This window comes from Terriglobia bacterium, from assembly GCA_020072815.1.
Lineage (GTDB): Bacteria > Acidobacteriota > Terriglobia > Terriglobales > Acidobacteriaceae > Angelobacter.
The window spans coordinates 84,620-106,928 of record JAIQGE010000003.1 but is presented as its reverse complement, the minus strand read 5'-3'; the positions used below and the strand labels follow the sequence as shown (position 1 = coordinate 106,928).

22 protein-coding genes are annotated in these 22,309 nt (G+C 59.4%); 11 read left to right on the top strand and 11 right to left on the bottom strand.

Translation table 11 applies throughout. The features are described 5' to 3' along the window. Nucleotides 1-11: 11 nt before the first annotated feature. Both LAO20_05660 and LAO20_05655 read right to left on the bottom strand, forming a co-directional pair. Complete coding sequence (locus tag LAO20_05660) at nucleotides 12-1,187, bottom strand: VWA domain-containing protein (GenBank protein MBZ5530898.1); 1,176 nt, start codon at nucleotides 1,185-1,187, stop codon at nucleotides 12-14. Then, the gene (locus LAO20_05655; GenBank protein ID MBZ5530897.1) at nucleotides 1,171-2,148 is read right to left on the bottom strand and encodes a VWA domain-containing protein; all 978 of its coding nucleotides are present in this window, start codon (nucleotides 2,146-2,148) and stop codon (nucleotides 1,171-1,173) included. The genes LAO20_05660 and LAO20_05655 overlap by 17 nt, the downstream gene beginning before the upstream one ends. Nucleotides 2,149-2,462: 314 nt before the next feature. Here LAO20_05655 and LAO20_05650 point away from each other — a divergent pair, with 314 nt between their 5' ends. The 6 genes from LAO20_05650 to LAO20_05625 all read left to right on the top strand — a co-directional run bounded on the left by LAO20_05650 (nucleotide 2,463) and on the right by LAO20_05625 (nucleotide 8,072). Beyond that, nucleotides 2,463-3,767 (top strand): DUF1015 domain-containing protein, encoded by a 1,305-nt coding sequence (locus LAO20_05650; GenBank protein MBZ5530896.1) that lies wholly within the window; start codon nucleotides 2,463-2,465, stop codon nucleotides 3,765-3,767. Continuing rightward, nucleotides 3,754-4,596 (top strand): N-acetylmuramoyl-L-alanine amidase, encoded by an 843-nt coding sequence (locus LAO20_05645; protein MBZ5530895.1) that lies wholly within the window; start codon nucleotides 3,754-3,756, stop codon nucleotides 4,594-4,596. The genes LAO20_05650 and LAO20_05645 overlap by 14 nt, the downstream gene beginning before the upstream one ends. Continuing rightward, complete coding sequence (locus tag LAO20_05640; GenBank protein ID MBZ5530894.1) at nucleotides 4,593-5,183, top strand: GerMN domain-containing protein; 591 nt, start codon at nucleotides 4,593-4,595, stop codon at nucleotides 5,181-5,183. The genes LAO20_05645 and LAO20_05640 overlap by 4 nt, the downstream gene beginning before the upstream one ends. A gap of 20 nt (nucleotides 5,184-5,203) precedes the next feature. After that, nucleotides 5,204-5,989, top strand: coding sequence for a glutamate racemase (gene murI / locus LAO20_05635; protein ID MBZ5530893.1), 786 nt, complete (start codon nucleotides 5,204-5,206; stop codon nucleotides 5,987-5,989). After that, complete coding sequence (rph, locus tag LAO20_05630; protein ID MBZ5530892.1) at nucleotides 5,986-6,744, top strand: ribonuclease PH; 759 nt, start codon at nucleotides 5,986-5,988, stop codon at nucleotides 6,742-6,744. Before murI ends, rph begins: the two co-directional genes overlap by 4 nt. Nucleotides 6,745-6,986: 242 nt before the next feature. After that, a complete protein-coding gene (locus tag LAO20_05625) occupies nucleotides 6,987-8,072 on the top strand; it encodes a class I fructose-bisphosphate aldolase (GenBank protein MBZ5530891.1) in 1,086 nt (361 codons plus the stop codon). Between the two features lie 58 nt (nucleotides 8,073-8,130). On the opposite strand, the gene LAO20_05620 is transcribed toward LAO20_05625, so the two are convergent. Further along, nucleotides 8,131-8,553 (bottom strand): PIN domain-containing protein, encoded by a 423-nt coding sequence (locus tag LAO20_05620; GenBank protein ID MBZ5530890.1) that lies wholly within the window; start codon nucleotides 8,551-8,553, stop codon nucleotides 8,131-8,133. Beyond that, complete coding sequence (locus LAO20_05615; protein MBZ5530889.1) at nucleotides 8,550-9,050, bottom strand: hypothetical protein; 501 nt, start codon at nucleotides 9,048-9,050, stop codon at nucleotides 8,550-8,552. Before LAO20_05615 ends, LAO20_05620 begins: the two co-directional genes overlap by 4 nt. A gap of 155 nt (nucleotides 9,051-9,205) precedes the next feature. On the opposite strand from LAO20_05615, the gene LAO20_05610 reads away from it, so the two are divergent. Both LAO20_05610 and LAO20_05605 read left to right on the top strand, forming a co-directional pair. Beyond that, nucleotides 9,206-10,321: a hypothetical protein gene (locus LAO20_05610; GenBank protein ID MBZ5530888.1), complete on the top strand. Its 1,116-nt coding sequence runs from the start codon at nucleotides 9,206-9,208 to the stop codon at nucleotides 10,319-10,321. Between the two features lie 105 nt (nucleotides 10,322-10,426). Continuing rightward, complete coding sequence (locus tag LAO20_05605; protein ID MBZ5530887.1) at nucleotides 10,427-11,245, top strand: SDR family oxidoreductase; 819 nt, start codon at nucleotides 10,427-10,429, stop codon at nucleotides 11,243-11,245. 9 nt (nucleotides 11,246-11,254) lie between these two features. On the opposite strand, the gene LAO20_05600 is transcribed toward LAO20_05605, so the two are convergent. From LAO20_05600 to LAO20_05575, 6 genes are all read right to left on the bottom strand, one after another. Then, a complete protein-coding gene (locus LAO20_05600) occupies nucleotides 11,255-11,818 on the bottom strand; it encodes a DinB family protein (protein MBZ5530886.1) in 564 nt (187 codons plus the stop codon). Nucleotides 11,819-11,884: 66 nt separating this feature from the next. After that, nucleotides 11,885-12,445 (bottom strand): DinB family protein, encoded by a 561-nt coding sequence (locus tag LAO20_05595; GenBank protein ID MBZ5530885.1) that lies wholly within the window; start codon nucleotides 12,443-12,445, stop codon nucleotides 11,885-11,887. A gap of 6 nt (nucleotides 12,446-12,451) precedes the next feature. After that, a complete protein-coding gene (gene guaA / locus LAO20_05590; protein MBZ5530884.1) occupies nucleotides 12,452-14,128 on the bottom strand; it encodes a glutamine-hydrolyzing GMP synthase in 1,677 nt (558 codons plus the stop codon). Then, nucleotides 14,052-14,981 (bottom strand): hypothetical protein, encoded by a 930-nt coding sequence (locus LAO20_05585; GenBank protein MBZ5530883.1) that lies wholly within the window; start codon nucleotides 14,979-14,981, stop codon nucleotides 14,052-14,054. The genes guaA and LAO20_05585 overlap by 77 nt, the downstream gene beginning before the upstream one ends. Before the next feature lie 13 nt (nucleotides 14,982-14,994). Next, nucleotides 14,995-17,562, bottom strand: a complete 2,568-nt coding sequence (gene leuS / locus LAO20_05580; GenBank protein ID MBZ5530882.1) for a leucine--tRNA ligase — start codon at nucleotides 17,560-17,562, stop codon at nucleotides 14,995-14,997. Nucleotides 17,563-17,570: 8 nt separating this feature from the next. After that, nucleotides 17,571-18,503 carry a deoxyribonuclease IV gene (locus tag LAO20_05575; protein ID MBZ5530881.1) on the bottom strand — a complete coding sequence of 311 codons (933 nt, stop codon included), beginning with the start codon at nucleotides 18,501-18,503 and terminating at the stop codon, nucleotides 17,571-17,573. A gap of 144 nt (nucleotides 18,504-18,647) precedes the next feature. Between LAO20_05575 and aroF the strand changes: the two genes are divergently transcribed. From aroF to LAO20_05560, 3 genes are read left to right on the top strand one after another with little or no spacing between them, the layout of a single operon-like run. Further along, a complete protein-coding gene (gene aroF / locus LAO20_05570) occupies nucleotides 18,648-19,709 on the top strand; it encodes a 3-deoxy-7-phosphoheptulonate synthase (protein MBZ5530880.1) in 1,062 nt (353 codons plus the stop codon). 40 nt (nucleotides 19,710-19,749) lie between these two features. Next, nucleotides 19,750-20,859: a beta-propeller fold lactonase family protein gene (locus LAO20_05565; GenBank protein ID MBZ5530879.1), complete on the top strand. Its 1,110-nt coding sequence runs from the start codon at nucleotides 19,750-19,752 to the stop codon at nucleotides 20,857-20,859. 11 nt (nucleotides 20,860-20,870) lie between these two features. Beyond that, on the top strand, nucleotides 20,871-21,560 hold the full coding sequence (locus tag LAO20_05560) for a hypothetical protein (protein ID MBZ5530878.1): 690 nt from the start codon (nucleotides 20,871-20,873) through the stop codon (nucleotides 21,558-21,560). Between the two features lie 5 nt (nucleotides 21,561-21,565). Here LAO20_05560 and LAO20_05555 read toward each other — a convergent pair whose 3' ends face one another. Continuing rightward, nucleotides 21,566-22,303, bottom strand: a complete 738-nt coding sequence (locus LAO20_05555) for an SDR family oxidoreductase (GenBank protein MBZ5530877.1) — start codon at nucleotides 22,301-22,303, stop codon at nucleotides 21,566-21,568. Nucleotides 22,304-22,309: the final 6 nt, after the last annotated feature.

Sequence of the window (22,309 nt, the reverse complement as noted above, 5' to 3'; positions counted from 1 at the left end):
TCGGAAGGAATTTACTTCCTGGCCGCTGGAGCTTTGACCGGAGTTGCGGCGGTTTTCTGTTCGCCGGCAAAATATCCGCGCCGCGTCCGGACGGCAAGGCCGCGATGGCCCTCCGCACGGGCTTCAACATTCACGAAGCGAAAGCCGCCGTTGACGCGCGGGTTGCTCGGCTTGTAGGTGATGGTGTATTGGTTGCGGATGTCGCGCGCCACTTCCTGGCTGATCTCGTCCACTTCTTCAATGGTCTTGGGAAAAAACGCGAGCCCGCCGGTTTGGGCGGACAACGCTTCCAGGTCGCGTTTGGCTTTCCTCTGCTTACCATACTCACCCAGAATGCCAATCGCGTAGATGGTGGGGCCGTTATCAAACTGGACGGCGCGAATGCACTGTTCCAGGGTTTCCCGGCTCTCGTTGTCTTCGCCGTCGGTCACGATCAGCAAGACCTTTTTTTCCCGCCGCCCGGCCTTGAGGTGGTCGGCTGCGGCGATCACGGCGTCAAACAATGCGGTGCCGCCGCGGGTGTTGGAGCGCTCCAGGGCCTCGCGCATGAGCGGGATCTGATTGGTGAAATCCTGGTCGAGATAAGGCTCGTCGTCGAAATTGACGATGAAGACTTCATCCTCGGCGTTGCTGGCTTGCACCAGATTCACCACGGCTTTGGTCACCGCGCTCCGTTTATCGCGCATGGAGCCGGAGTTGTCCACCAGGATCCCCATGGAAACCGGAATATCTTCATGCTTGAAATGGGTGATGCGCTGCGGCGCGCCGTCTTCAGAAACGGCAAAATCGGATTGCTTCAGGTCGGTGACCAGGCGTTTGTTGTGGTCAATCACCGTGGCTTGCAGGGTGACCTCGTCCACGCGGACGCCAATGACAAACCCGCCGCCGCTACGTTTGACTTCGCCGGTCTCGGGCAAAGGCCCTGGCGCGGGTGACGCCGTAGCCACTGGAGGAATGCTGGGGTTGGTCCCAGCGGGAGCTTTGCTCCGGGCCCAAAGCGGCAAAGCTGGATCTGCCGGGTCAATATCCGGCGGGACCGGAGTGGCCTGAACCTGTTGCGGGACGTTCTGCGCTGGGGATTGTGACGCGGGCTGGACCGAAGCAGGATTCTGCCCGGCCATCAGCGCCGCCATGAGCACCCACGAAATTAACAGCTCTCCTGACGTCTTCTTATTGGGCCGGGGCATAGTATCCCGTCTTTGAGTACACATTCAGATGGGGAAGCCCCTTGGGCGGGTTGAGTTTCACCCGGATCTTGCGCCACCGGCCGTCCTTGGCCTTGTTGGAGGGACGATATCCCAGCACGTATTGATTGCGCAGCTCGATGCCGATCTTGGTGGCCACGTCAGAGAGTTCGTTCGGATTGCTGATGGTAAACAACCTTCCACCGGTGACCGATGTGACGTCAGTCAGCAGGGCCGGGCCGGAAATCTCTTCCGGCTGGTTCGGGGCCAGGCTGAAAATGCCGATCGCGTAGATCTGCACGTCGGCTTCCTTCACCATGGACTTGATCTCGTTGCTGGTGTAGCGGCTGTGGTTGTCGCCGCCGTCCGAGATGATGAGCAAGGCCTTCTTGGCGTTGTGCGCGTCCTTCATCTTGTTCACGCCCATGTAAATGGCGTCCAGCAGCGCCGTCCGGCCTTTGGGCAGCGTGTACACCAGCTTGCCCTGCACGTCCTCAATGGATTTGGTAAAGTCCGCGCGCAGTTCAGGGCGGTCATTGAAGGTGACCATAAAGAATTCATCCAGCGGGTTGGCGGTCTTGAAGAATTCGATCACCGCCTCGCGGGCCTTTTCAATCTTGTCAGACATGCTGCCGCTCATGTCAAAAATCACGCCCAGGGATATGGGAGCGTCTTCGCTGGAGAAATACTTCACCTGTTGCGGCTCAGGGCCTTCCAGCACGCCGAAGTTTTCCTTGTCCAGCCCGGTGACAATGCGGTTCCAATCGTCAGTGACGGTGACCGTCACCAGCACCAGGTCCACGTCCGATTTGATGGTCGGCAGGCGGCTGATTTTAACCGAGCTTTCAGTCTCAGGTGTTTTCAGTGTTTGCTTGGTGGCTGGATCAGTGGTGGGACGGGGCTCAATGTGGACGTTTACGTCCTGCGCGCAGAGGTACGCGCTCAGACTGAGCCAAACAGTCATCGCCAGCAGGCCTCTCAGCCAACCAGCCCTGGCCGGGCAGAGACGAATACGCAGCCGGGTCCGGCTCATCGCTAAGAAACCACCTACTTCGGGGGAACGCGGTGTGCAATACCCGCGCCGTTCCAAGCGGGCCATACTTATGACCTCATCACTTTTAACCCGATGTTACCACACTAGAACAACGCTGAACACTGGAACTTGGACATTGACCATCAAATTGGGAAGCCCAAAATCCGCCGCCGATGCAGACGGCGGCCCTCCCTTCCGCACAGGTTTTCCGCGCGCTTGGTAGAATGCAATAGGTCCGTATCCCCATGGCAGAAATCCTCCCGTTTAAAGCGCTGCGCTATGACCCTCACCAGGTAAAACTGGAAGAGGTGGTTACCCAGCCCTACGACAAGATCACTCCGGAGATGCAGAATCGCTACTACGAGTTGAGTCCCCATAACCTGGTGCGCATCATTCTCGGCAAGCCTGGCGATACTGATACTGATTTATTTAACGTTTACACCCGCGCGGCTGAGTACCTGCACGACTGGCGCTCCGCCGGGATTCTCAAGCAAGACGCGGAACCCGCGCTCTATCTATACGCGGAAACCTTTACCCTCCCCGGCACTCCCGAACTGGCCGAGCGTCGCGGGATCATCGCGCTGGGCCGACTGTACGACTACTCTGAAGGCGTGGTCTTTCGCCACGAACAAACTCACTCCAAGCCGCGCCAGGACCGCTTGAACCTGTTGCGCGCCGCCCGCGCCCATTTTGGCCAGATCTTCATGTTGTACAGCGATCCCCAGGCGGAAGTGGAAGGCTTGCTGGCCAAGCAAGCGGAAGAAGATCCGGACATTTCTCTTCTGGATGAATACGAAGTGCTGCATCGCGTGTGGCGCATCACCGATCCCGCGTTGGTAGGCGCGCTGCAGGAACGCATGCGCGATAAGAAGTTACTAATTGCCGACGGCCACCATCGCTACGAAACCGCGCTGGCTTACAGAAACGAACAGCGGGAAAAAGCGGGCAAGTCCGATCCGCAAGCGCCGCACGAGTTCGTCATGATGACCCTGGTCCGCATGGAGGATCCCGGGCTGGTAATCCTGCCCACGCATCGCATCATCCACGGGCTGCCCACTTTTGACCGCGAACAGATGCTGGATGGCGCGCGCCGCTACTTTGAGATTGACCGCATTGATATGCAAAAAGAAAGCCGCAGCGCTACTACCGTGCTGGAAGAAGCCGGGCGCGACGGAACTGCGTTCGTCGCCGTCACCCGGCAAGGCCCGTATCTGCTGCGCGCAAAAAAACACGAGGTGCTGGACGCCCTGACTACCGTCTCCGAGCGCCAACGCGCGCTGGACGTGGTGCAGCTGCACAAGATCATGCTGGAGCGAATCCTGGGGATTTCCGAGGAGGCCGTCCGCAACCAGGAAAACATCAAGTACGAACGCGACGCTTTTGAAGCTATTTCCTGGGTGCGCCAGGGAGCCAACGTGGCATTTCTTCTCAACCCGGTGCGGATAGACCAGGTCAGCGGCATGGCGTTTGCCGGAGAAGTCCTGCCGCAGAAGTCAACCGACTTTTATCCCAAGCTTCTCAGCGGGCTTACCATCTATGCGCTGGATTAACCGCGGTCCCGCGCTGCCGCCGATCGCCGTGTGCTTTTTCTGCATGCTCGTGGTCCCGATGGGCTTTGCCGCTTTGTCGGCGACGCCCGCCGCATCTTTTTTGACAGCGCACGCCGCGGCCCAAGACCAGTCAGCAGAGCCGGCTCCCGCGCCCGCAGCGTCCCCAGGTGCATCCCAGCCAGAACAGGCTTCAGACGAAAAACAGAAACGTACGCAGCCGGAATTTGTGGTCTTGATTGACGCCAGCCATGGCGGCGATGATCGCGGCGTGGTGTTTGCTCCCAAGTTCTATGAGAAAGACGTGACTCTGGCCCTGGCGCGCGACCTGCGCCGGGAATTGCAGGACCGCGGCATCCCCGTCCGCATGCTGCGCGACGGAGACGCCGGCCTCAGCCTGGAGCGCCGCGCCGAGGCTTCAAACGAGCAGCACGGCGGGATCTACGTTGCCCTGCACGCCGGATTGCCGGGCAAAGGCGTCCGCGTGTACGCGCCCTTATTGGCTTCGACGCCCGCCTCGGCTCCTCCGCCGACGCAAGGAAAAATTCGCTTCCTGTCCTGGGAGACCGCGCAAGCATCTTCCCTGGAGCGCAGCACGGCATTGGCGCGCGCCGTTTCCCGCGAGCTGCAAAAAAAGAACCTGGACGTGACCACGCTGCGCGTGCCCTTGCGGCCGTTGAATAACATTGTAGCGCCGGCCATCGCCGTGGAACTGGCGCCGGAACGCGGCGAGTTGCGTTCCCTGGAGAGTCAACGGCGGCACAACGCGGTCGCGTCGGCGATTGCCTCCGGCATCGCCCAGATGCGCGGCCAGATGGGGGCGCGTCCGTGATTCCCCGCCATTTCCAGATCATGATTGTGTTTCTCCTGGCGGCCGTGCTGATCAGCGGCGTCTTCATTATCCGCCTGGAGCACGGCGAACAAGCTTTGACCACGCAGGGGCTGCCCGAAATCCCAATGTCGCCCGTGATGGCCGGAGCACAGGAGAAAATCAGAGTGCTAGTGGCCTACGACGACGACCAGGTCCTGCGCTGGCGCGAAACCGAAATCTTCATGCCTGCCGGCCGCGGCTTGCGCGCGCGTGAAGCCATGCGCGCCGTTCTGGCTCAGTATCTGCAGCGGCCGTCGCCTCATCCCATGCCCAAAGGCGCGGACATACGCAACGTCTATCTTCTCAGCGATGACTCCCTGGTGGTGGACACCAACGCGGCGTTTGCTGACGGGCATCCCTCGGGAATTCTGCTGGAAGAGATGACTCTGACTTCGCTCATTGAGACGCTCAGCGCCAACGTCCCCGGCGTAAACAAGGTGAAGTTCCTGGTGGATGGCAAAGAGCGCGAAACGCTGGCCGGCCACGCGGACCTGATGTCGTTCTACCAGACGGCCGCCGTGCATGAGATGGCCAAGGAGTTGCAATAGTGACGCGCCCGACGCGACCAATGATTGGCGTTTTTGACTCCGGCTTCGGCGGGCTGACGGTGCTGCGCGAGCTGCGCAACGCCATGCCCGCAGCGGACTATCTTTATTTCGGCGACACCGCGCATCTTCCTTACGGCGCAAAGTCTGTCCGCACCGTGGCCAAATACGCCATTGCCAGCGCGCACTTCCTGGAATCGCGCGGGATTGAGATGCTGGTGGTGGCCTGCAATACCGCGACTGCGCTGGCGCTGGACGACATCCGCGCCGCCGTCAAGGTCCCGGTGATCGGCGTGATCGAACCCGGCGCTCAGCGGGCGTCAGAGATTTCCAAGACGCGCAAGGCGGCGGTCATCGCCACCGAAGCCACCGTCAGCAGCCACGCTTACCAGCGCGCGCTGCACCAGTTCGGAATGGAAGCCGTGGAAAAAGCCTGCCCGCTGTTTGTGCCGCTGGTGGAAGAAGGCTGGGTGGAGCACCCGGTGACCGAAGAGGTCGCCCACATCTATATTGATGACATCTTCAAGAACGGCGCCCAGGGGGCCGACGTGCTGGTGCTCGGCTGCACGCACTATCCTCTGATCCGCCCGCTGCTGCGGCGGGTGGCGCCGGCGCAGGTGGAGATTGTGGATTCCGCTGAATCCACCGCGGCCACAGTCGTAGAGCAGCTAGGCCGCGCTCGCGGACAGGGCCAGCCCGGCAGTCTGCAGTGCTTTACCACGGATTCGGTGGAGAAATTTCGCCGCCTCGGTGGCAGGTTCCTGGGATGTGCAATCGACAACGCTGAACTGGTTGATATTGAAAAATGACGTCAAAAAATAAAGAAATAGTTTTCCGCTCTGACAATCGTGCTCCGGAGCAGTTGCGTCCGGTGAACATTGTTCCTGACTTCGTCTCCACGGCCGAAGGCTCTGTGCTGATTGAGGTCGGCAACACCCGCGTGATCTGCACCGCCACGGTGGAAGAATCTGTCCCGTCATTCCTCAAAGGCGCGGGCAAAGGCTGGATCACCGCCGAGTACAGCATGCTGCCACGCTCTACTCTTACCCGCACGCCGCGTGAAGCTTCCCGCGGGCGCCAGAGCGGACGCACGCATGAGATCCAGCGCCTGATCGGCCGCGCTCTGCGTGCCGTGGTGGACCTGAAGCGCTTGGGCGAACGCACCATCACCTTGGACTGTGACGTGATCCAGGCCGACGGCGGCACGCGCACCGCGTCCATCACCGGGGCGTTCGTCGCGCTGGGCCTGGCGATGGAGAAGCTGGTAGAGGCAGGCACGCTTTCCTCTGCGCCCATCCGCGACTTCGTCGCCGCCGTCAGTGTAGGTGTTGTTGAAGGCTCCATTCTCCTGGACCTTTGCTATGAGGAAGACTCCCAGGCCGATGTGGACCTGAACTTTGTGATGACCGGCGCGCACAAGATCGTCGAAATCCAGGCCACGGCTGAGCAGCATCCCTTTGATGAGAGCCAGCTAAAGAAGATGATGGACTACGCCGCCAAGGGGATTGAATCGTTGATCGCCAAGCAGCGCAGCATTCTGGCGCAACTTCCGCTGCGGCAGTGAGAGTCAAGAATTTCTGCGGAGTGCAGCGAGTCGTTTCTTGCCAACCAGGCATCTTAAACAGAGCGTACTGGATAGAGACTGGCGGGCGACTTAAGTTGCAGGGGCCATCTGGATGCTGCCCAGCAGCGCCGGGCAAAGCGCTGTAGGTTAGCATTTTCAAGTACTTACGGAGCACGCGGGATTGACAGGGCAGGTCGGTTCGTTTACGCTTTCACAGATTTTTGACAGACTGGAGCAGCACAATGGCAACCGTAAACACTGCATCGGTAGGAACGACAGAACAGCATCTGGGCGATAAGGCTGAATACTTCCTAGGTTATTCCAAGCCCAAGATCTCCAGGCAGCGTTTGCATCTGCCGGGTCCGGACACGGTGGACCGAATCTACCGGCCAACGGACCGCAACAACCGCGTGCTGGTGAATTTGCAACGCATCATCGGCCATGGGCGCCTTGCCGACACGGGATACCTTTCCATTCTGCCGGTGGACCAGGGGATTGAACATTCGGGGGGAGCCAGCTTTGCGAAAAATCCTGACTACTTCGATCCAGAAAAAATCATCGAGTTGGCAATCGAAGGCGGCTGCAATGCTGTGGCGTCTACCTTCGGAGTATTAGGCGCGGTGTCCAGAGCTTACGCGCACAAAATTCCATTCATCGTCAAACTCAATCATAACGAACTTCTCACCTACCCCAATCGCTTCGATCAAGTCATGTTTGGCACCGTGAAGCAGGCATTGGACATGGGCGCCGCGGCCGTTGGAGCAACCATCTATTTTGGGTCCCTGGAGAGTGCACGGCAGATTGTGGATGTCAGCCAGGCTTTTGCTGCGGCTCATGAAATGGGGATGGCCACGGTCTTGTGGTGTTATCTGCGCAATTCCTCATTTAAGCAGGACAAGGACTATCACGTGTCCGCCGACCTCACCGGCCAGGCCAACCATCTGGGCGTGACCATACAGGCCGACATCATCAAGCAGAAACTGCCGGAGAACAACGGCGGCTATGTCGCGATGAACCCCAAGGGAACAAGTTACGGCAAATTCGACAAACGCATGTATGACGACCTGGCAACCGACCATCCTATTGATCTCTGCCGTTACCAGGTGGCGAACTGCTACATGGGACGCATGGGTCTGATCAACAGCGGCGGCGCCTCAGGCAGCAACGATCTTGCCGAAGCGGTTACCACGGCCGTAATCAACAAACGCGCCGGCGGAATGGGATTGATCAGCGGCCGCAAAGCGTTTCAGCGTCCGATGAAGGAGGGCGTGGCTCTGCTGAACGCCATCCAGGATGTTTATCTGGATCCAACGGTGACCATACCGTAAGAGCGCATCCAGAATTTCATCCAGCGGGGCGCGGCTGCTGCGCTTTTTGTTTTGCAGGTCAGATCGGCACGCGGTCCAGAGGCACAATGAACTGGATTCCAGCGACTTGCTTCCCTTGCAGGCGCGCGTCATTCGTAACAAACAAATCTACTCCGGCGCTGGCTGCACATGCGAGTTGGATGGCGTCGGGAGCTCGAAGAGATCGGTCGGAGCGGAGCGAAGCGTAGATTCTTGCGGCTTTCACCTCGAATGGAAGCGTAATCAGTGAGGTCGCAAAAGCATGCTCGTATTTCGCGCAGAGGACATAGTCGTTCATTTCCAAGGGTTTCACCAGCACCTCACCCAATGTGAGCGCCGAGGTCAAAAGCTGATCACCCCGCGTCAGCATCCTTGCACGAAGGGCAGCTGCGGCTTGCGAGAATGGACCGTAGTTCTCAAACAAATAGATGAACAAATTCGTGTCCCAAAATACCCGGCTCATTCCCATCCCTCGCGGAGGCGGCGCACGTAGTCATCGGCGTGCTCATCGGCCCAAAGCTTTTTGCCTGATCCTTGCAAGCAGAGCAGCGGGTCCGCTTGGATCGCCTTGCCAGCCGAAACGGAGCACCAGCCTTCATACCAAGTCAACAAGCCCTCATACCCGTGCGGCATGTCTTCCCTTTTGGGAGTTGTCTTTCCCCCTTCCCGTTCGGGATGATACGAATCACCCTTGCGGAATAGGCGACGGCGCCCTGATGAGGTTTCAAGAAGCATCCTGTAGCGCCCTGGGTTGGGTGGCCGGTTCGCCACGCAATGTTGGGCAACATGGACGTACACGCCAGGCCGAAGGGGCTTGCTCAAGCCTTCTTTTCTAGCGCGTTCGACGATTTCGTCCAACGTAAAGTCTGGCTTTTCAGGGTGTTGCCGATGAAGCAAAGCCGTGGCAATCCAAACCTCATCGGCCACTTTTACTTCCGTCTGCGAAGAAACAGGACTCATAATTTCCCTCCAAGAACATTATTACCAAGAATTGATGTATTATCAATACATATATGATTTTCCCCTGAATCACGAGCCGGGCCCCAAGAACCAAGCCTGTTTTGGTAGGGAGAGTGCCGGCGAGTTACGATTACCAGCGTTCGGCCGGAACACCTATGTCTCAAGTTTCTGAAGCCAGCGTCAAATCGGCGTTCGCGCTCTATGGCGCGGTGGCCCAAGAGCAGTCCGGCAACCTAGTGTTGGCGCCGCTGCCCTTTTCCATCGCGTTTGCCTTGCTGCTGAACGGGGCTGATGCGGCGACGCAAAAGGAAATTCTCGAGTTCACGCATCTGGCCTCCATGAATCTCTCCGAGATCAATCAACAGACCCAGGCGCTGCAGAAGGCGCTGGAAAAGCTCAGCGCTGGCAGCGGAGAAAGTTTTGTCCTGGCGAATTCTCTGTGGGTCTCGCTTCCCTTGTCTTTTGCACCCGCTTTTCTCGATGCAGGGCATCGCTACTACTCCACGGAGATTGCGTCCGTCCCACGGGCGGAGTTGCCGGACAGAGTTTCCCGCTGGTCGCGGGAAAAGACCCACGAACTGGTGGACATGCGGCTGGGGAAAACAGACTTCGCTCTGCTCTCCGCCACTTATTTCAAGGGCCAATGGAAAAATCCATTTGACGAGGCAAGGACCCAGCCCGAAGATTTTCATCCGGAGGGCGCCAAGTCGCACAAAGTCCCCATGATGAGCCAACGGGGAGAATACCCGTACTACGAAGGCAAGAACTTTCACGCAGTGGCGCTGGAATTCACGTTTGCCACGATGTTCTTCCTTTTACCGAAGCCCGGAATGATCAGCCATCCATCTTTAACGGAGATTGAGCATCAGGTGCTGAAGGGCGATTGGATTACGATCCAGCCTTTCGCGAAGCGTACGGGCCTGGTGAAGATTCCCCGGTTCAAGCTGCGTTATGACGGCGAGTTTATTCCTGTTTTGAGAAAGTTGGGCTTGAACCGGCTGTTTGATTCCTTTGATTCGCTACGGCCTGCGGTGACCCATCCCCAGGGGGCCCAGGTGGGTCAAGTCCTGCAGAACAACACGATCTCTGTGGACGAAAAAGGCGCGGAAGCCGCCAGCGTGCTGGCGATCGGGATGCCTGCAGGTGCAGCCATGGGATGGAAACCTCCCAAACCGTTTGAGTTCATCGCTGACCGGCCGTTCTGTTTCTGGATCACCGACAAAGCAACAGGATCAGTGCTGTTTATCGGCCGGGTGGCTGACCCGGAGTAGCCGGCCGCGTTTGTTCGATTCCAGTTTGCCGCGACAGGCACTGCCTTCGCGTCCTCCCCATCGCGCTGGCATCTGTTAGAGTGTCGCTTTTCCCCGGAGGAACCCATGGTCATCCCTGCTTATGCCGGCGCGCTCAATACCAAAGACCGGCTGCCGGTCGCGCTCATCACCGGAGCTTCCAGCGGAATCGGGCTGGATCTGGCGCGGCTGATGGCGCCGGACTTTGATTTGATCATCACCGCCCGCAACCAGAGCAAACTGGAAGAGATTGCGCAGGAGTTGCAAGCGCAGCATGGCAATCGCGTGCACGCCATCGCCGGCGACCTCGCACGAAGCGAAACTCCGCTTGAGCTGTGGAAGGAGATTACGCGGCGCGGCCTCCAGGTGGACGCGCTTATCAACAACGCGGGATTCGGGGCTTGTGGCGAGTTTAAAGATACGCATCTTGAAGACGAACAGCAGATGATCCAGGTTAACATCACCGCGCTAACCCATCTGACCAAGCTGGCGCTGCCGGGAATGCTGGAACGCAAGCAGGGACGCATCATGAACGTGGCCTCCACCGCCGGATTCCAGCCCGGCCCGTTCATGGCCGTCTACTATGCGACCAAGGCCTATGTGATCTCTTTCTCAGAGGCCATCGCGAACGAACTGAAGGGCACCGGCATTACCGTGACTTGCTTGTGTCCCGGGGCAACGGCCACGGAGTTTGCCGCGCGCGCGGACATGGAGAAATCACGGCTGTTCAAGTTAGGCAGAATGCGCTCAGAGGAAGTAGCTCGCAAAGGCTACCACGCCATGCTGAAAGGCCGGACGCTGGTGATCACCGGCGTGAAGAATTGGGCGCTGGCGCAAAGCGTCCGCTTCAGCCCGCGGAAGCTGGTTACGGCGATTACCGGCAGCCTGAATCAGCGAGGAAAGTAAACCTGCGCGCTACGCGCCGGTGATTTGTTTCTTCACGTTCTCGGCCTGCCACAAATGGCGGCGCTGGTGGGCCATCATCCACAACATGCCGCCGCTCATCCGGCAGCGGAACGGGGAGAGGAAATTCCCCAGGGTGATGCGGGAGAGATCCAGGCCTTCGGCGTCTTTCATCAGGCTTTCCCATTCATCCTGGGCGCGCATGAATTCCGGCAGAAGTTGTGTGGGATCATCAATCGCCTGCGGTGGAGCAATGCTCTTGGGCGCGGGGATGCGGAACTTGGGCGGCGGTTCGGCGATCCAGATCAGCAGGCGGCCGCGAGCACCTAAAGGGAACGGTCCCTGGCTGGCCTTGCTTCTATTCGATTGCGCGCGCGACTGCGCCACGCCTTTTCGCACGATCTTCTGCACCACTTTCGCCGTGAGATTCAGGTGGGCAAGGCACTCGGCCACCGACCACTTGGCGGGATCAGCTCGTTTCGTCAGCTGCTCTGGCAACATGCCGTTGACGAGTTGTTCGGCACGGCGGCGACAGTCGTTTACTTCCTGGGAGAGCTGCGTTGCGTCCATTTGCATCGGAGTTTACCTGTTTTCAAATCTGCACTCTGCGCCGCAGAGTGTTCACCATCCGGGAGTTTTCTGTCAGCCGGGCGCAACTACCCTGCAAACTGCTTCCGCCTGGTCAATGTGGCGGCGCTCATGAGCAAGAATGAAAGCAAAAACCGCGCACAACCGCAAGCGCAGCCACCACGCGTACGGCGATTGGATCTTGATCTTTTCCTGATTGAGCCCTTCCGCCTGACGGACCAGCTTTTCGAGTTCGTCCTGCCGGGCAAGAAAACCTTCCAGCAGCTTGCTTCCGTCGCCCACCGGAACAGGATGGGCCAAGCGCGGCACCGCTTTGAATTTCCTTTTCACTGGCGGCTCCATGGTCTTGACCATGAAACGGCCCATGATGCCCAGGTTGAACGGGCCTTTGCCGATCAGGTTTTCTTTGCGCGCATGCTCAATTGCCGCAGTAATCAGCGGCTGGTAGTCGTCCATCACGATGTTGAGGTGCCCGACGCACTCGGCAATGGACCACCTGCTGGGATCAGGGCGCTGCGTGAGCTTCTCCGGCGTCCGCCGCTCGACGACCCACGTGGCGCGCTGGCGGACGTCATTGATCTGCTCAAACAAGCTCTGCTGGGATAAATCGGCCAAAGCGCATCACTCCCACTCAATCGTCCCCGGTGGTTTGGAAGTCACATCATAGACCACGCGGTTGATGCCGCGCACCTCGTTCACGATGCGGTTGGAGATTCGCTTGAGAACGTCGTACGGCAGCGGCACCCAGTCCGCGGTCATGCCGTCTTCCGAATGCACGGCGCGGATGGCGCAGGTGTAAGCGTAAGTGCGCTGGTCGCCCATTACGCCCACCGACATCACCGGCAGCAGCACGGCGAACGACTGCCAGATCTGGGCGTAGAGTCCGGCGCGGCGAATCTCATTCACCACGATGTCATCGGCTTCCTGGAGCAGCGCGATGCGCTCGGGCGTGACTTCACCCAGAATCCGCACGGCAAGACCGGGTCCGGGGAAGGGCTGGCGCTGCAATATCTCCTCCGGCATACCCATTTCCCTGCCGATATTTCGCACCTCATCCTTAAACAAATCCTTTAAAGGTTCAATGAGCTTGAGTTTCATGGTTTCCGGCAGACCGCCCACGTTGTGGTGGGTCTTGATGGTCTGCGAGGGGCCGCGCACGCTGCGCGATTCAATCACGTCCGGGTACAGCGTGCCCTGCACCAGGAAGTCAACTTTGCCAAAGTCTTTTTCCACGCGGTGCGCTTCCTGGTCAAAGACTTCAATGAAGGTGTTGCCGATGATTTTGCGCTTGGTTTCCGGGTCGGTGACGCCGGCCAGCTTGTCCAGGAAGAGTTTGGTGGAATCCACGGCGTCAAGGTTCAAGCCGAGCTTGTCGCGCAGGTTCTGCTGGACTTTCTGGAACTCGTTCTTGCGCAGCACGCCGTTGTTAACGAAGATGCAGAGCAATCGCCGGCCAATGGCTTTGTCCACCAGCGTGGCGGCCACGGCGGAGTCCACGCCGCCGGAGAGCGCGCAGATGGCCCTGCCTTGTTCGCCCACAGTGGCGCGCACCTGGCGAATGGTTTCATCAATGAAATGCTGCGGGGTCCAGTCGCCGCGCGCGCCACAGATTTCATAAACAAAGTTCCGCAGCAGATCAATTCCCTGTTTGGTGTGGTGGACTTCCGGATGAAACTGCACGGCCCATATGCGTCGCGACTCATCCTGCATGGCCGCCAGCGCGTTGCTGGACTTGGCCACCACGCTGAACCCCGGCGGCAAGGCCTTGGCTTCGTCGCCGTGCGACATCCAGACATTCATCGTCGAGGGCAGGGTGCGGAAGAGGCGAGAGTCGCCGGAAACCGCGATTTCGGCATGGCCGTATTCACGCTTGGGGCCGGGGACGATCTTGCCGCCCAGCTTGTGCGTGATGTAGTGCAGCCCGTAACAGATTCCGAGCACGGGGAGCCCCTGGGCGAGGATGCGTTCGTCGGCGGGCGGGGCGTCCGCGTCGTAAACGGACGAGGGTCCGCCGCTCAGGATGATGCCGGCAGGCTTGTAGCTCTTAACTTCTTCCAGAGTTGCCGTGCAGGGCAGGACCGCGGAGAAAACTTTCAGTTCGCGTATGCGGCGCGCAATCAGCTGCGTGTATTGCGAGCCAAAGTCGAGGATGACAATGGATTGTTCTTCCACGAATGATTTTCTCTGATTCACGCGCAGGTGTAAAGGGCCAAGAAGACTTTTAGAAACGCGGCGGGCGGCGCTTGGATTCTCCCGGGTGGCGCCCAGAGGCCTCAATGATCTCTTCCGCGACGGCATCCTCCACCGACATGTAGGAGAGCAGCCGCGCGATGTTGAGGAAATCGGAGAAGCCAAAATACAGAAGGGCCACTACAGACATCCACAGGAAAGACGCACGCGGCGAAGCCGCCAGTATCCCTGAAGGCAAGAACAGCAAGATTACAGTGAGGGCGACGAAAGCCAGACGGACCAGGACGAAGATTCCGCTGATGCCGCCCAGGTCAGCGGCGCGAACGTGCACCCAGCCGATGGTCTCGCGGACCGCGCCGCGCGCGCGCGTGCCGGCATAGCAGAAGATGGTCGCCAACGACAGATACCAGTTGATCGCCGCCCAGAACACCGCGATAAAGAGAGAGGAAACCATCCCCACCAGGTAGAAGAAAAATGGATCTGGGTCTTTTTTGCTGCCGGCGATTCCCGCAGCCACTGCGATCAACGTGATCATGGCCAGAATCGCCAGCCACGCGAACGCAGCCCGCCAGCCTTGGACCACCAGAATGCTGCGAAAGCGAAATGGCCGCTTGTCCGGCGCGGTGCGGCTCAGCAACAGCGCACGGCCGGCGGCGCCGAGGAGCGTCCACAGCAGGGTGACAAAGAGCAGCACGGCCAGGGCCGTGATCAAAAGCCGCGCGGGCATGATCGCCAGCGTATGGCGAAGCGCCAGCGTGACTTGCAGGGCGTCATGGCTGCGCAAGCCGACGGAGTCAGCGGCAGTGACTGTGACGCCGTTGGAGAGCGCCAAGGCCGATGCGAACAACACCGCAAACGCTACGCCGCCAAAACACCAGCGCCACAGCAACTCCAACAGGAAGACCACCGGATCGTGCAACACAGCGCGAGGTCCAGCGGTGATGGGGTTGGGAGTAGCCACTAGCTTCTATCCGCTACTTCACCACCAGGTTGACCAGCTTGCCCGGCACCACGATCTTCTTCACAATTTCCTTGCCTTCCAGAACGGCGCGGGTTTTCTCGTCGGCCAGCACGCGATCCAGGACCAAGTCTTCCGGGCTGTCCGCGGGGACGGACACGTGGCTACGAAGCTTGCCGTTGATCTGCACTGCGTAGGTGATCTCGTCCTCTTTGGCGAGCGCAGGATCGTATTCCGGCCAGGGATGGCGAAGGAGCGCGTCCTTCTCGCCCAGAACTTCCCAGAGCTCTGCGGCCAAATAAGGCGCGAACGGAGCCAGCAACAAGACCAGCTTGCGCTGGACGTCGACGAGGACCGGCGCCGGGAACCTTCCAGCAGTGATTTCCTCTTCCGCGCCGTAAAGTTCGTTGACGAACTCCATGATGGCGGCCACGCATGTGTTGAAATGCCAGCGGCCCTGGAAATCGTCGGTGACGCGTTTGATGGTCTGGTGGAGTTTGCGCTGCACCTGGCGGACTTTGGGAGAAATCTGAGCCGGCTTCGTGCTGCTGTCTGCTCGCGTTGCGGCGGCGTTGCGCATCACAAAACGATAGATGCGCCCCACAAAACGGTAAACGCCTTCCACGCCGGCTTCCTGCCAGTCAAGGTCGCGGTCCGGAGGCGCGGCAAAGAGCGCGTACATGCGAGTGGAGTCGGCGCCATAGCGGGCCACCATGTCGTCGGGCGAAACGATGTTTCCTTTGCTCTTGGACATCTTGGCGCCGTCTTTGATGACCATGCCCTGGGTAAAGAGGCGTTCGACCGGCTCACTGTTGTGCACGAGGCCGAGGTCGCGCATGAACTTGGTCCAGAAGCGCGAGTAAATCAAGTGCAGAATGGCGTGCTCCACGCCGCCGATGTACTGGTCAATCGGGAACCAATAATCCACGGTCGCCGTGTCCAGCGCACGGTCCTTGAGCTGGGCGCTGGTGTAACGATAGAAATACCAGGACGAATCCACGAAGGTGTCCATGGTGTCAGTCTCGCGGCGCGCCGGACCGCCGCACTTGGGACACTTGGCGTTGATGAACTCCGGCACGCGGCCGAGCGGCGATCCGCCTTGCAAAGTGATGTCCACGTTGTCGGGCAAGACCACCGGAAGCTGGCTTTCCGGCACTGGAACCACGCCGTCTTTTTCGCAGTACAACATAGGGATGGGCGTGCCCCAGTAACGCTGGCGCGAGATGCCCCAATCCTTCAAGCGATAGGTGACAGTTGGCTTGCCAAAGCCATATTGCTCCGCGAATTCCGCCATCTTCTTTATGGCATCTTCATTGGAGAGCTCGTTGAACTCCCCGGAATTGATGAGCATGCTGTCAGTGTGCGTGTAGGGAAGCACAGGCTTCTCAGGTTCGCCTGGGGCGGGAGGTTCGCCTACGCGCCGGGGCAGAATCACGATCCGAATTTCCAGGCCGTACTTTTGCGCGAACTCATAGTCGCGCTCGTCGTGCGCCGGCACGGACATGATGGCGCCCGTCCCGTAGTCCATCAGTATGTAGTTGGCCACCCAGATGGGGACTTTCTCCTGGTTAAACGGATTGATGGCGTAAGCGCCGGTGAAGACGCCGTGCTTCTCAATCTCGCTGAAATCGCCGGCTTCTTTGGCTTTGCCTTGCTCGCCGGACATTTCTTCAACCTTTGCTTGAAGGTGCGAATCGTCGCCGATCAAGGCCGCCACCAGCGGATGCTGCGGCGCAAGTTGGATGGAAGTCGCGCCGAAAATGGTGTCAATCCGCGTGGTGAAGACGGTGATCTTTCCAGCCAGCTTCCCTTCTGAAGTATCAATTTGGAAATCCACCAGCGCGCCTTCACTGCGGCCAATCCAGTTGCGCTGCATGGTCTTGACTTTTTCCGGCCAGCCTTCAAGCTGGTCCAGGCTGTTGAGCAATTCGTCAGAATATTTGGTGGTGCGGACGAACCACTGCTCCAACTCGCGCTGCTCCACCGGCGTGTCCTCATGCCGCCAGCACATGCCGCCGACCACCTGCTCGTTGGCCAGCACCGTGGCGCACTCCGGGCACCAATTCACCTTGCTCTTCTTGCGATACGCCAGGCCTTTCTCAAAGAGCTTCAGGAAGAACCACTGGTTCCAGCGGTAGTATTCCGGCAAACATGTGGTGACTTCGCGCGACCAGTCGTAGCTGAAGCCCATGCGCTTCATCTGGGTCTTCATGTGCGCGATGTTGTCGAGCGTCCACTTCTTCGGCGGAACGTTGTTCTTGATGGCGGCGTTTTCCGCGGGCAGGCCGAAAGCGTCCCAGCCCATGGGATGAAGCACGTTGTAGCCGCGCATCCACATGTAGCGGGCAAGCGCGTCTCCGATGGCGTAATTGCGTACGTGTCCCATGTGCAACGCGCCGGAGGGATACGGCAGCATTTCCAGCACGTAGTACTTCTTGCGCTTGCTGTCATGCGGTTCAGCCGCAAAGAGGCTGGGATCGGCCTGCCAGCGGGCGTGCCACTTCTCTTCTATGCGCTGGTGATCGTAACGGTCATCATTTTGCCGTTGCGATGGGTTGGCGGGAATGTTGGTGGTTTCAGCCATGTTCTATCTTATGCCCTTTTTCTTCTTGCCGGAACCCCGGCGCCTTGCACTAGTGATTTCAATTTCCCGACGTTGCGCAAATCGTCCTTGGGCTCGTCAATGGGCGTCTCCGCGATGAAAGCGGCATGCGCAGTGCGTGAGTCGTTCAGCAATCGCCGGAAGGGTTCCAGTCCCATGGTTCCCCGGCCGATGTGCTCATGCCGGTCACGCCGGGAGCCGCAGGGGTCCTTCGCATCATTGCAGTGCCAGACAAAAACGTTCTTGAGGCCGATGGCCGTATCCAGCTTCTGCATGGTTTCCTGCCATCCGCTTTCGGTGACCATGTCATACCCGGAAACATGCGTGTGGCAGGTATCAATGCACGCGCCTACGGGACAGACGGGAGACAGATACTGCAAAAGATGCCCTACCTGCTCAAACGATCCACCCAGGGAGAACTCGGCTCCGGCTGTGTTCTCAATCAGGACCCGGAGGTGGGAATTCTCCAGTCCAAGTCCTTGCGCTGCTTCGGCGATGGAGCGCGCCACCAATTGCAAACCTTCTTCGCGGCTGCGTCCGCGAAAAGAGCCGGGATGCAGCACCAGAAACTCGGCGCCCAGAGCAAGTGCACGCTCCACCTCGCCGCGAAAGGCCTGGACCGACTTGCGGTGAAACTCAGCGGCGGCGCTGGCCAGGTTCACCAGATATCCAGCATGAATGACCAGCGGACCAAGGCGGTACTTTTCCCTCAGCCGGCGCATTTCGTCGCACTGCGCTTGCGACAACGGGTACGGCTGCCATTGTCGCGGGCTGGAGGAAAAAATCTGGAAAGTGTTTGCGCCCAGCCGGTAGGCCCTCTCGGCGGAGGTCGCCACGCCGCCCGCGGTGGAGGTATGAATACCTACCAGTCTGAGGCTGGGCGGCGGAGGGTCGCCATGCGACCACAGCAGCACGTCCTTCATGCCCAGCTTGCGTTTTGAGCCTGTATCGTCGAAAGACATGCGCTAAACCACTGATTTTAACACGCTAATCTAAGGCCTTTTGATTGCCCAGGACGCGCCAATCACAGTACACTGAAAGTGCTTTTTACAGGGGTCAGGACCAAAATGCTGGTGGTAATGAAGGCGCACGCCACGGACGAACAGGTGCGTGCCGTTTGCGACAGGATTGAATCGCTGGGCTATCGCCCGCACGCCATTCCCGGCGCCATGCGCACGGCCATTGGAATTACTGGCAACAAAGGCGCGGTGGAAGCCGGCGCGCTGGAAGAAATGTCGGGCGTGCAGGAAGTGATCGTCGTCAGCAAGCCGTACAAGCTGGTGAGCCGCGACGTGAAAGATGAAGACACGGTCGTCCGCTTCCCCGGCAGTGACGCCACTTTCGGCGAGCGCGATCTGGGGATCATCGCCGGCCCGTGTTCCATTGAATCCCGCGAGCAGGCGTTTGCCGCCGCCGAGCGTGTGGCCCGCGCGGGAGCGAGATTTTTCCGCGGCGGCGCCTACAAGCCGCGCACCTCGCCATACGCCTTCCAGGGTATGGGTGAAGAAGCTTTGAAGATCATGGCCGAAATTCGCGACCGCTTCGGCCTGCTGATCGTCACCGAGGCAATTGACCACGAGTCGCTTGACCTGGTGGCCCAGTACGCGGACATGATCCAGATTGGCGCGCGCAACATGCAGAATTTCTCCCTGCTCAAGAAAGCCGGACAGACGCGCAAGCCGGTGCTGCTGAAGCGCGGCATGTCGGCGACCTTGGAAGAATTTCTCATGGCCGCCGAATACGTTCTGAATGAAGGCAACTACCAGGTGGTCCTGTGCGAACGCGGCGTCCGCACTTTTGCCGACCACACCCGCAACACGCTGGACTTGAGCATAGTCCCGGCGGTACAGAAGCTGAGCCATCTGCCCATCATCGTGGACCCCAGCCACGGCACCGGCAAGCGCGACAAAGTGTTGCCGCTGGCGAGGGCCGCGGTGGCTGTGGGAGCCGACGGCCTGATCGTGGAAGTGCACCATGATCCCGATCGCGCGCTTTCCGATGGCGTGCAGTCCCTCTTCCCTGACCAGTTTGACGAACTCATGGCCGAGATCCGGCAGATTGCACCGGTAGTGCATCGCAACGTTCAGGAGCCGCAACGGCAACCGGCGGCGGCCAAGGCCGGCAAATAGCTTGCGCCGCTCTGATGTCCAGCGATGCTTCAAGGCAGTCATGGTTCTTGCGGCGGCTCTTTGCGGCTGCCAGGACACGCCGGACCCCGTCCCCAACTATCGCGAATACGCTTACGTCAGCAACAGCGGCAGCAACAACGTAACGGTGGTTGACTTGCGCACGCTGGCGGTGCGCGCCGTGGTCGCAGTGGGCAAGAACCCCGCAGGGTTGGCCGCCAACCCTAAGCGCAATGAAATCTACGTGGTCAACACCGACTCCAACAACCTGAGCGTGATTGACGCGGAAACCAACAAAGTGGTCTTCACCATCGGCGTGCATCGAGCTCCTTACTTTGTGGATGTTTCGGCGGACGGCAAGCGGGCTTACGTCGCTAACGCCGGCTCAGCAAACCTTTCTGTAATTGACCTGGAAGAGCGCCGGTTGATCAAAACTTTTTACGTCGGCAACGGCGCCACACTGGCGCGAGTTACGCCAGACGGAAAGCTCGCCGTGGTGACGCTGCGCGACGAAGACTCGGTGGCCATTGTTGATACAGAAAAGCTCGCGCTCAGCAGCAAGATCAAGACCTGCCACGAGCCGGTGGACCTGGGCATTCTGCCCGATTCCAGCAAAGTCTTTGTGGCTTGCGATGATTCCAAGCAGGTGGCAGCGATTGACTTGAAGGCCGGCAAGCTCCTGGCTTTGCTGGACGTGGGCCAGGGACCAGTCCACGTGGCCGTGAAGCCCGACGGCGGCGAAGTTTTTGTCTGCAACCGGTCAGCGAGTTCGATTTCAGAAGTCATCACCAACTCCAACGAAGTGAACAACACGTTCCTCATCGGCGACCAGCCAGCACAGGCGCTGGTATCGCCCGACAACGCTTTTCTTTATGTCGCCAACTTCGGTTCGGACGCCGTGGCGGTGTACAGCATTGATACCGGCAAGCGCACCAGTTCGGTGGAAGTGGGCCGCCATCCGGAAGCGCTGGCCTTCTCTCCCAATCAACTCATGCTCCTGGTGGTGAATACCGGCAGCGGCGACCTGACCGTGCTCTCCCTGGTGGACCGTAAAGGACGTCCCCAGCCGGACACCCCCACGTTGGGGACCATGATCCCCCTGGGCCGAGACCCCAAGGCAATCGTGGTGAAAGCCTTCGTCAGCCAGCGGTAAAATAATGTTGTATGTTCGAACGTTATACGGAACCCGCGCGCCGGGCCATCTTCTTCGCACGCTATGAAGCCTCACAACACGGCGCTTCAGCCATTGGTTCCCTGCACCTGCTGCTGGGACTTTTGCGCGAAAGCGGCGCGACGTTCACGCTGGCCGGCAATAACGTCTCAGCAGACAGCATTATTGAAGACTGCAGAAAAGCTTTGCCAAGCCTCGGCGAAAAGACGTCAACCAGCGTTGATATGCCTCTCACTGAAGAGTGCAAAAGGGCCCTGGCGGAAGCTGCGGTTCAAGCTGAGTTGCAAGGTAGCCGCAACGTTACTCCTCAGCACTTGACGCTGGGGCTGATGGAAGCTTCTCAAGACGTAGCGGCGATCCTGCGCAAGCATGGCGTGACGCCCGAAAACCTGGGCGCGGCGCCACATTCCCAAGCAGTGACTCAGCCCGCGGCAGGTTCGCCGGCCTTGTTGGAGTTCATGTGCCAGGGTAAGAGGATCGCCACAAGTCCAATCCACCTCGTCAACCCGCTACCCAGGACCGGAGATGAAGTCGCCATCACACGCGACGCCAAAAACAAAACTTACAAAGTAATGTCTGTCCGGCAATGCTTTGAAGGCCCGCCGCTCACCAAAACTCTTGCCCATTGCTGGCTGGTGAAGGTGGTGATTGAAGTCGAGAGCATAAAGCCACGAAACAGATGACAGCGTCAGACCAATCCCAGGCCGCCGTCCACGGTCAGGATTTGCCCGGTGATGAATTTGGAGCAGGTGGCGAAATACAGCACGGCGTCAACCACGTCGGCGGGCGTTCCGTTTTTCCCCATCGGACTGCGTGCGGCGAGCTTCTGCATGAGCTGCGCGTCGTCTCCGCGATCGCCGGAATCAATCATGCCCGGCGCCACGCAGTTCACGGCAATTTCCGGCGCCAGCGCCTTGGCCATCACCTGGGTCAGCATGTGCAAAGCGGCTTTGGAGGAGCAGTAGTGGGCGTGCGTGGCCCACGGCTTTTCTCCGCCGAGCGACCCCAGATTGATGATTCGTCCGCCGGACTTGCGCAGCTCTGGAGTCGCGTGCCGGGAAAACAGAAACGGCCCGCGCACGTTGGTAGCGAACATGTCGTCCCATTGCTCCACTCTGATTTGCTCGAGCGGCGCAGTCCCGAAACTTCCGGCGTTGTTAATAAGAATGTCCAGGCCGCCGAATTTGTCGCGCACCGAGTCAACCGTGCGAACGATGTAGCTTTCCTGGCGGACGTCGCACTTCACGCCGAAACCGGCTCCGCCTGACGCGCTGATCTGTTCCAGAGTCTGGCGGGCGGCTTCTTCCGAACTCAGGTAGGTGAATGCCACCTGCGCCCCGGCTCCCGCCATGGCCAGCGACATGGCGCGCCCCAGGCGCCGAGCGCCGCCGGTGATCAGGACCGTCTTGCCTTTCAAGTCTTGCACGCTGGC

Bases quoted from the DNA above. Each gene is read 5' to 3' on its own strand.
- LAO20_05660 (MBZ5530898.1), bottom strand. From the start codon at position 1,187: ATGCCCCGGCCCAATAAGAAGACGTCAGGAGAGCTGTTAATTTCGTGG.
- LAO20_05655 (MBZ5530897.1), bottom strand. From the start codon at position 2,148: ATGACTGTTTGGCTCAGTCTGAGCGCGTACCTCTGCGCGCAGGACGTA.
- LAO20_05650 (MBZ5530896.1), top strand. From the start codon at position 2,463: ATGGCAGAAATCCTCCCGTTTAAAGCGCTGCGCTATGACCCTCACCAG.
- LAO20_05645 (MBZ5530895.1), top strand. From the start codon at position 3,754: ATGCGCTGGATTAACCGCGGTCCCGCGCTGCCGCCGATCGCCGTGTGC.
- murI (MBZ5530893.1), top strand. From the start codon at position 5,204: ATGATTGGCGTTTTTGACTCCGGCTTCGGCGGGCTGACGGTGCTGCGC.
- rph (MBZ5530892.1), top strand. From the start codon at position 5,986: ATGACGTCAAAAAATAAAGAAATAGTTTTCCGCTCTGACAATCGTGCT.
- LAO20_05625 (MBZ5530891.1), top strand. From the start codon at position 6,987: ATGGCAACCGTAAACACTGCATCGGTAGGAACGACAGAACAGCATCTG.
- LAO20_05620 (MBZ5530890.1), bottom strand. From the start codon at position 8,553: ATGAGCCGGGTATTTTGGGACACGAATTTGTTCATCTATTTGTTTGAG.
- LAO20_05615 (MBZ5530889.1), bottom strand. From the start codon at position 9,050: ATGAGTCCTGTTTCTTCGCAGACGGAAGTAAAAGTGGCCGATGAGGTT.
- LAO20_05610 (MBZ5530888.1), top strand. From the start codon at position 9,206: ATGTCTCAAGTTTCTGAAGCCAGCGTCAAATCGGCGTTCGCGCTCTAT.
- LAO20_05605 (MBZ5530887.1), top strand. From the start codon at position 10,427: ATGGTCATCCCTGCTTATGCCGGCGCGCTCAATACCAAAGACCGGCTG.
- LAO20_05600 (MBZ5530886.1), bottom strand. From the start codon at position 11,818: ATGCAAATGGACGCAACGCAGCTCTCCCAGGAAGTAAACGACTGTCGC.
- guaA (MBZ5530884.1), bottom strand. From the start codon at position 14,128: ATGCCGTCGCGGAAGAGATCATTGAGGCCTCTGGGCGCCACCCGGGAG.
- leuS (MBZ5530882.1), bottom strand. From the start codon at position 17,562: ATGGCTGAAACCACCAACATTCCCGCCAACCCATCGCAACGGCAAAAT.
- LAO20_05575 (MBZ5530881.1), bottom strand. From the start codon at position 18,503: ATGAAGGACGTGCTGCTGTGGTCGCATGGCGACCCTCCGCCGCCCAGC.
- aroF (MBZ5530880.1), top strand. From the start codon at position 18,648: ATGCTGGTGGTAATGAAGGCGCACGCCACGGACGAACAGGTGCGTGCC.
- LAO20_05565 (MBZ5530879.1), top strand. From the start codon at position 19,750: ATGGTTCTTGCGGCGGCTCTTTGCGGCTGCCAGGACACGCCGGACCCC.
- LAO20_05560 (MBZ5530878.1), top strand. From the start codon at position 20,871: ATGTTCGAACGTTATACGGAACCCGCGCGCCGGGCCATCTTCTTCGCA.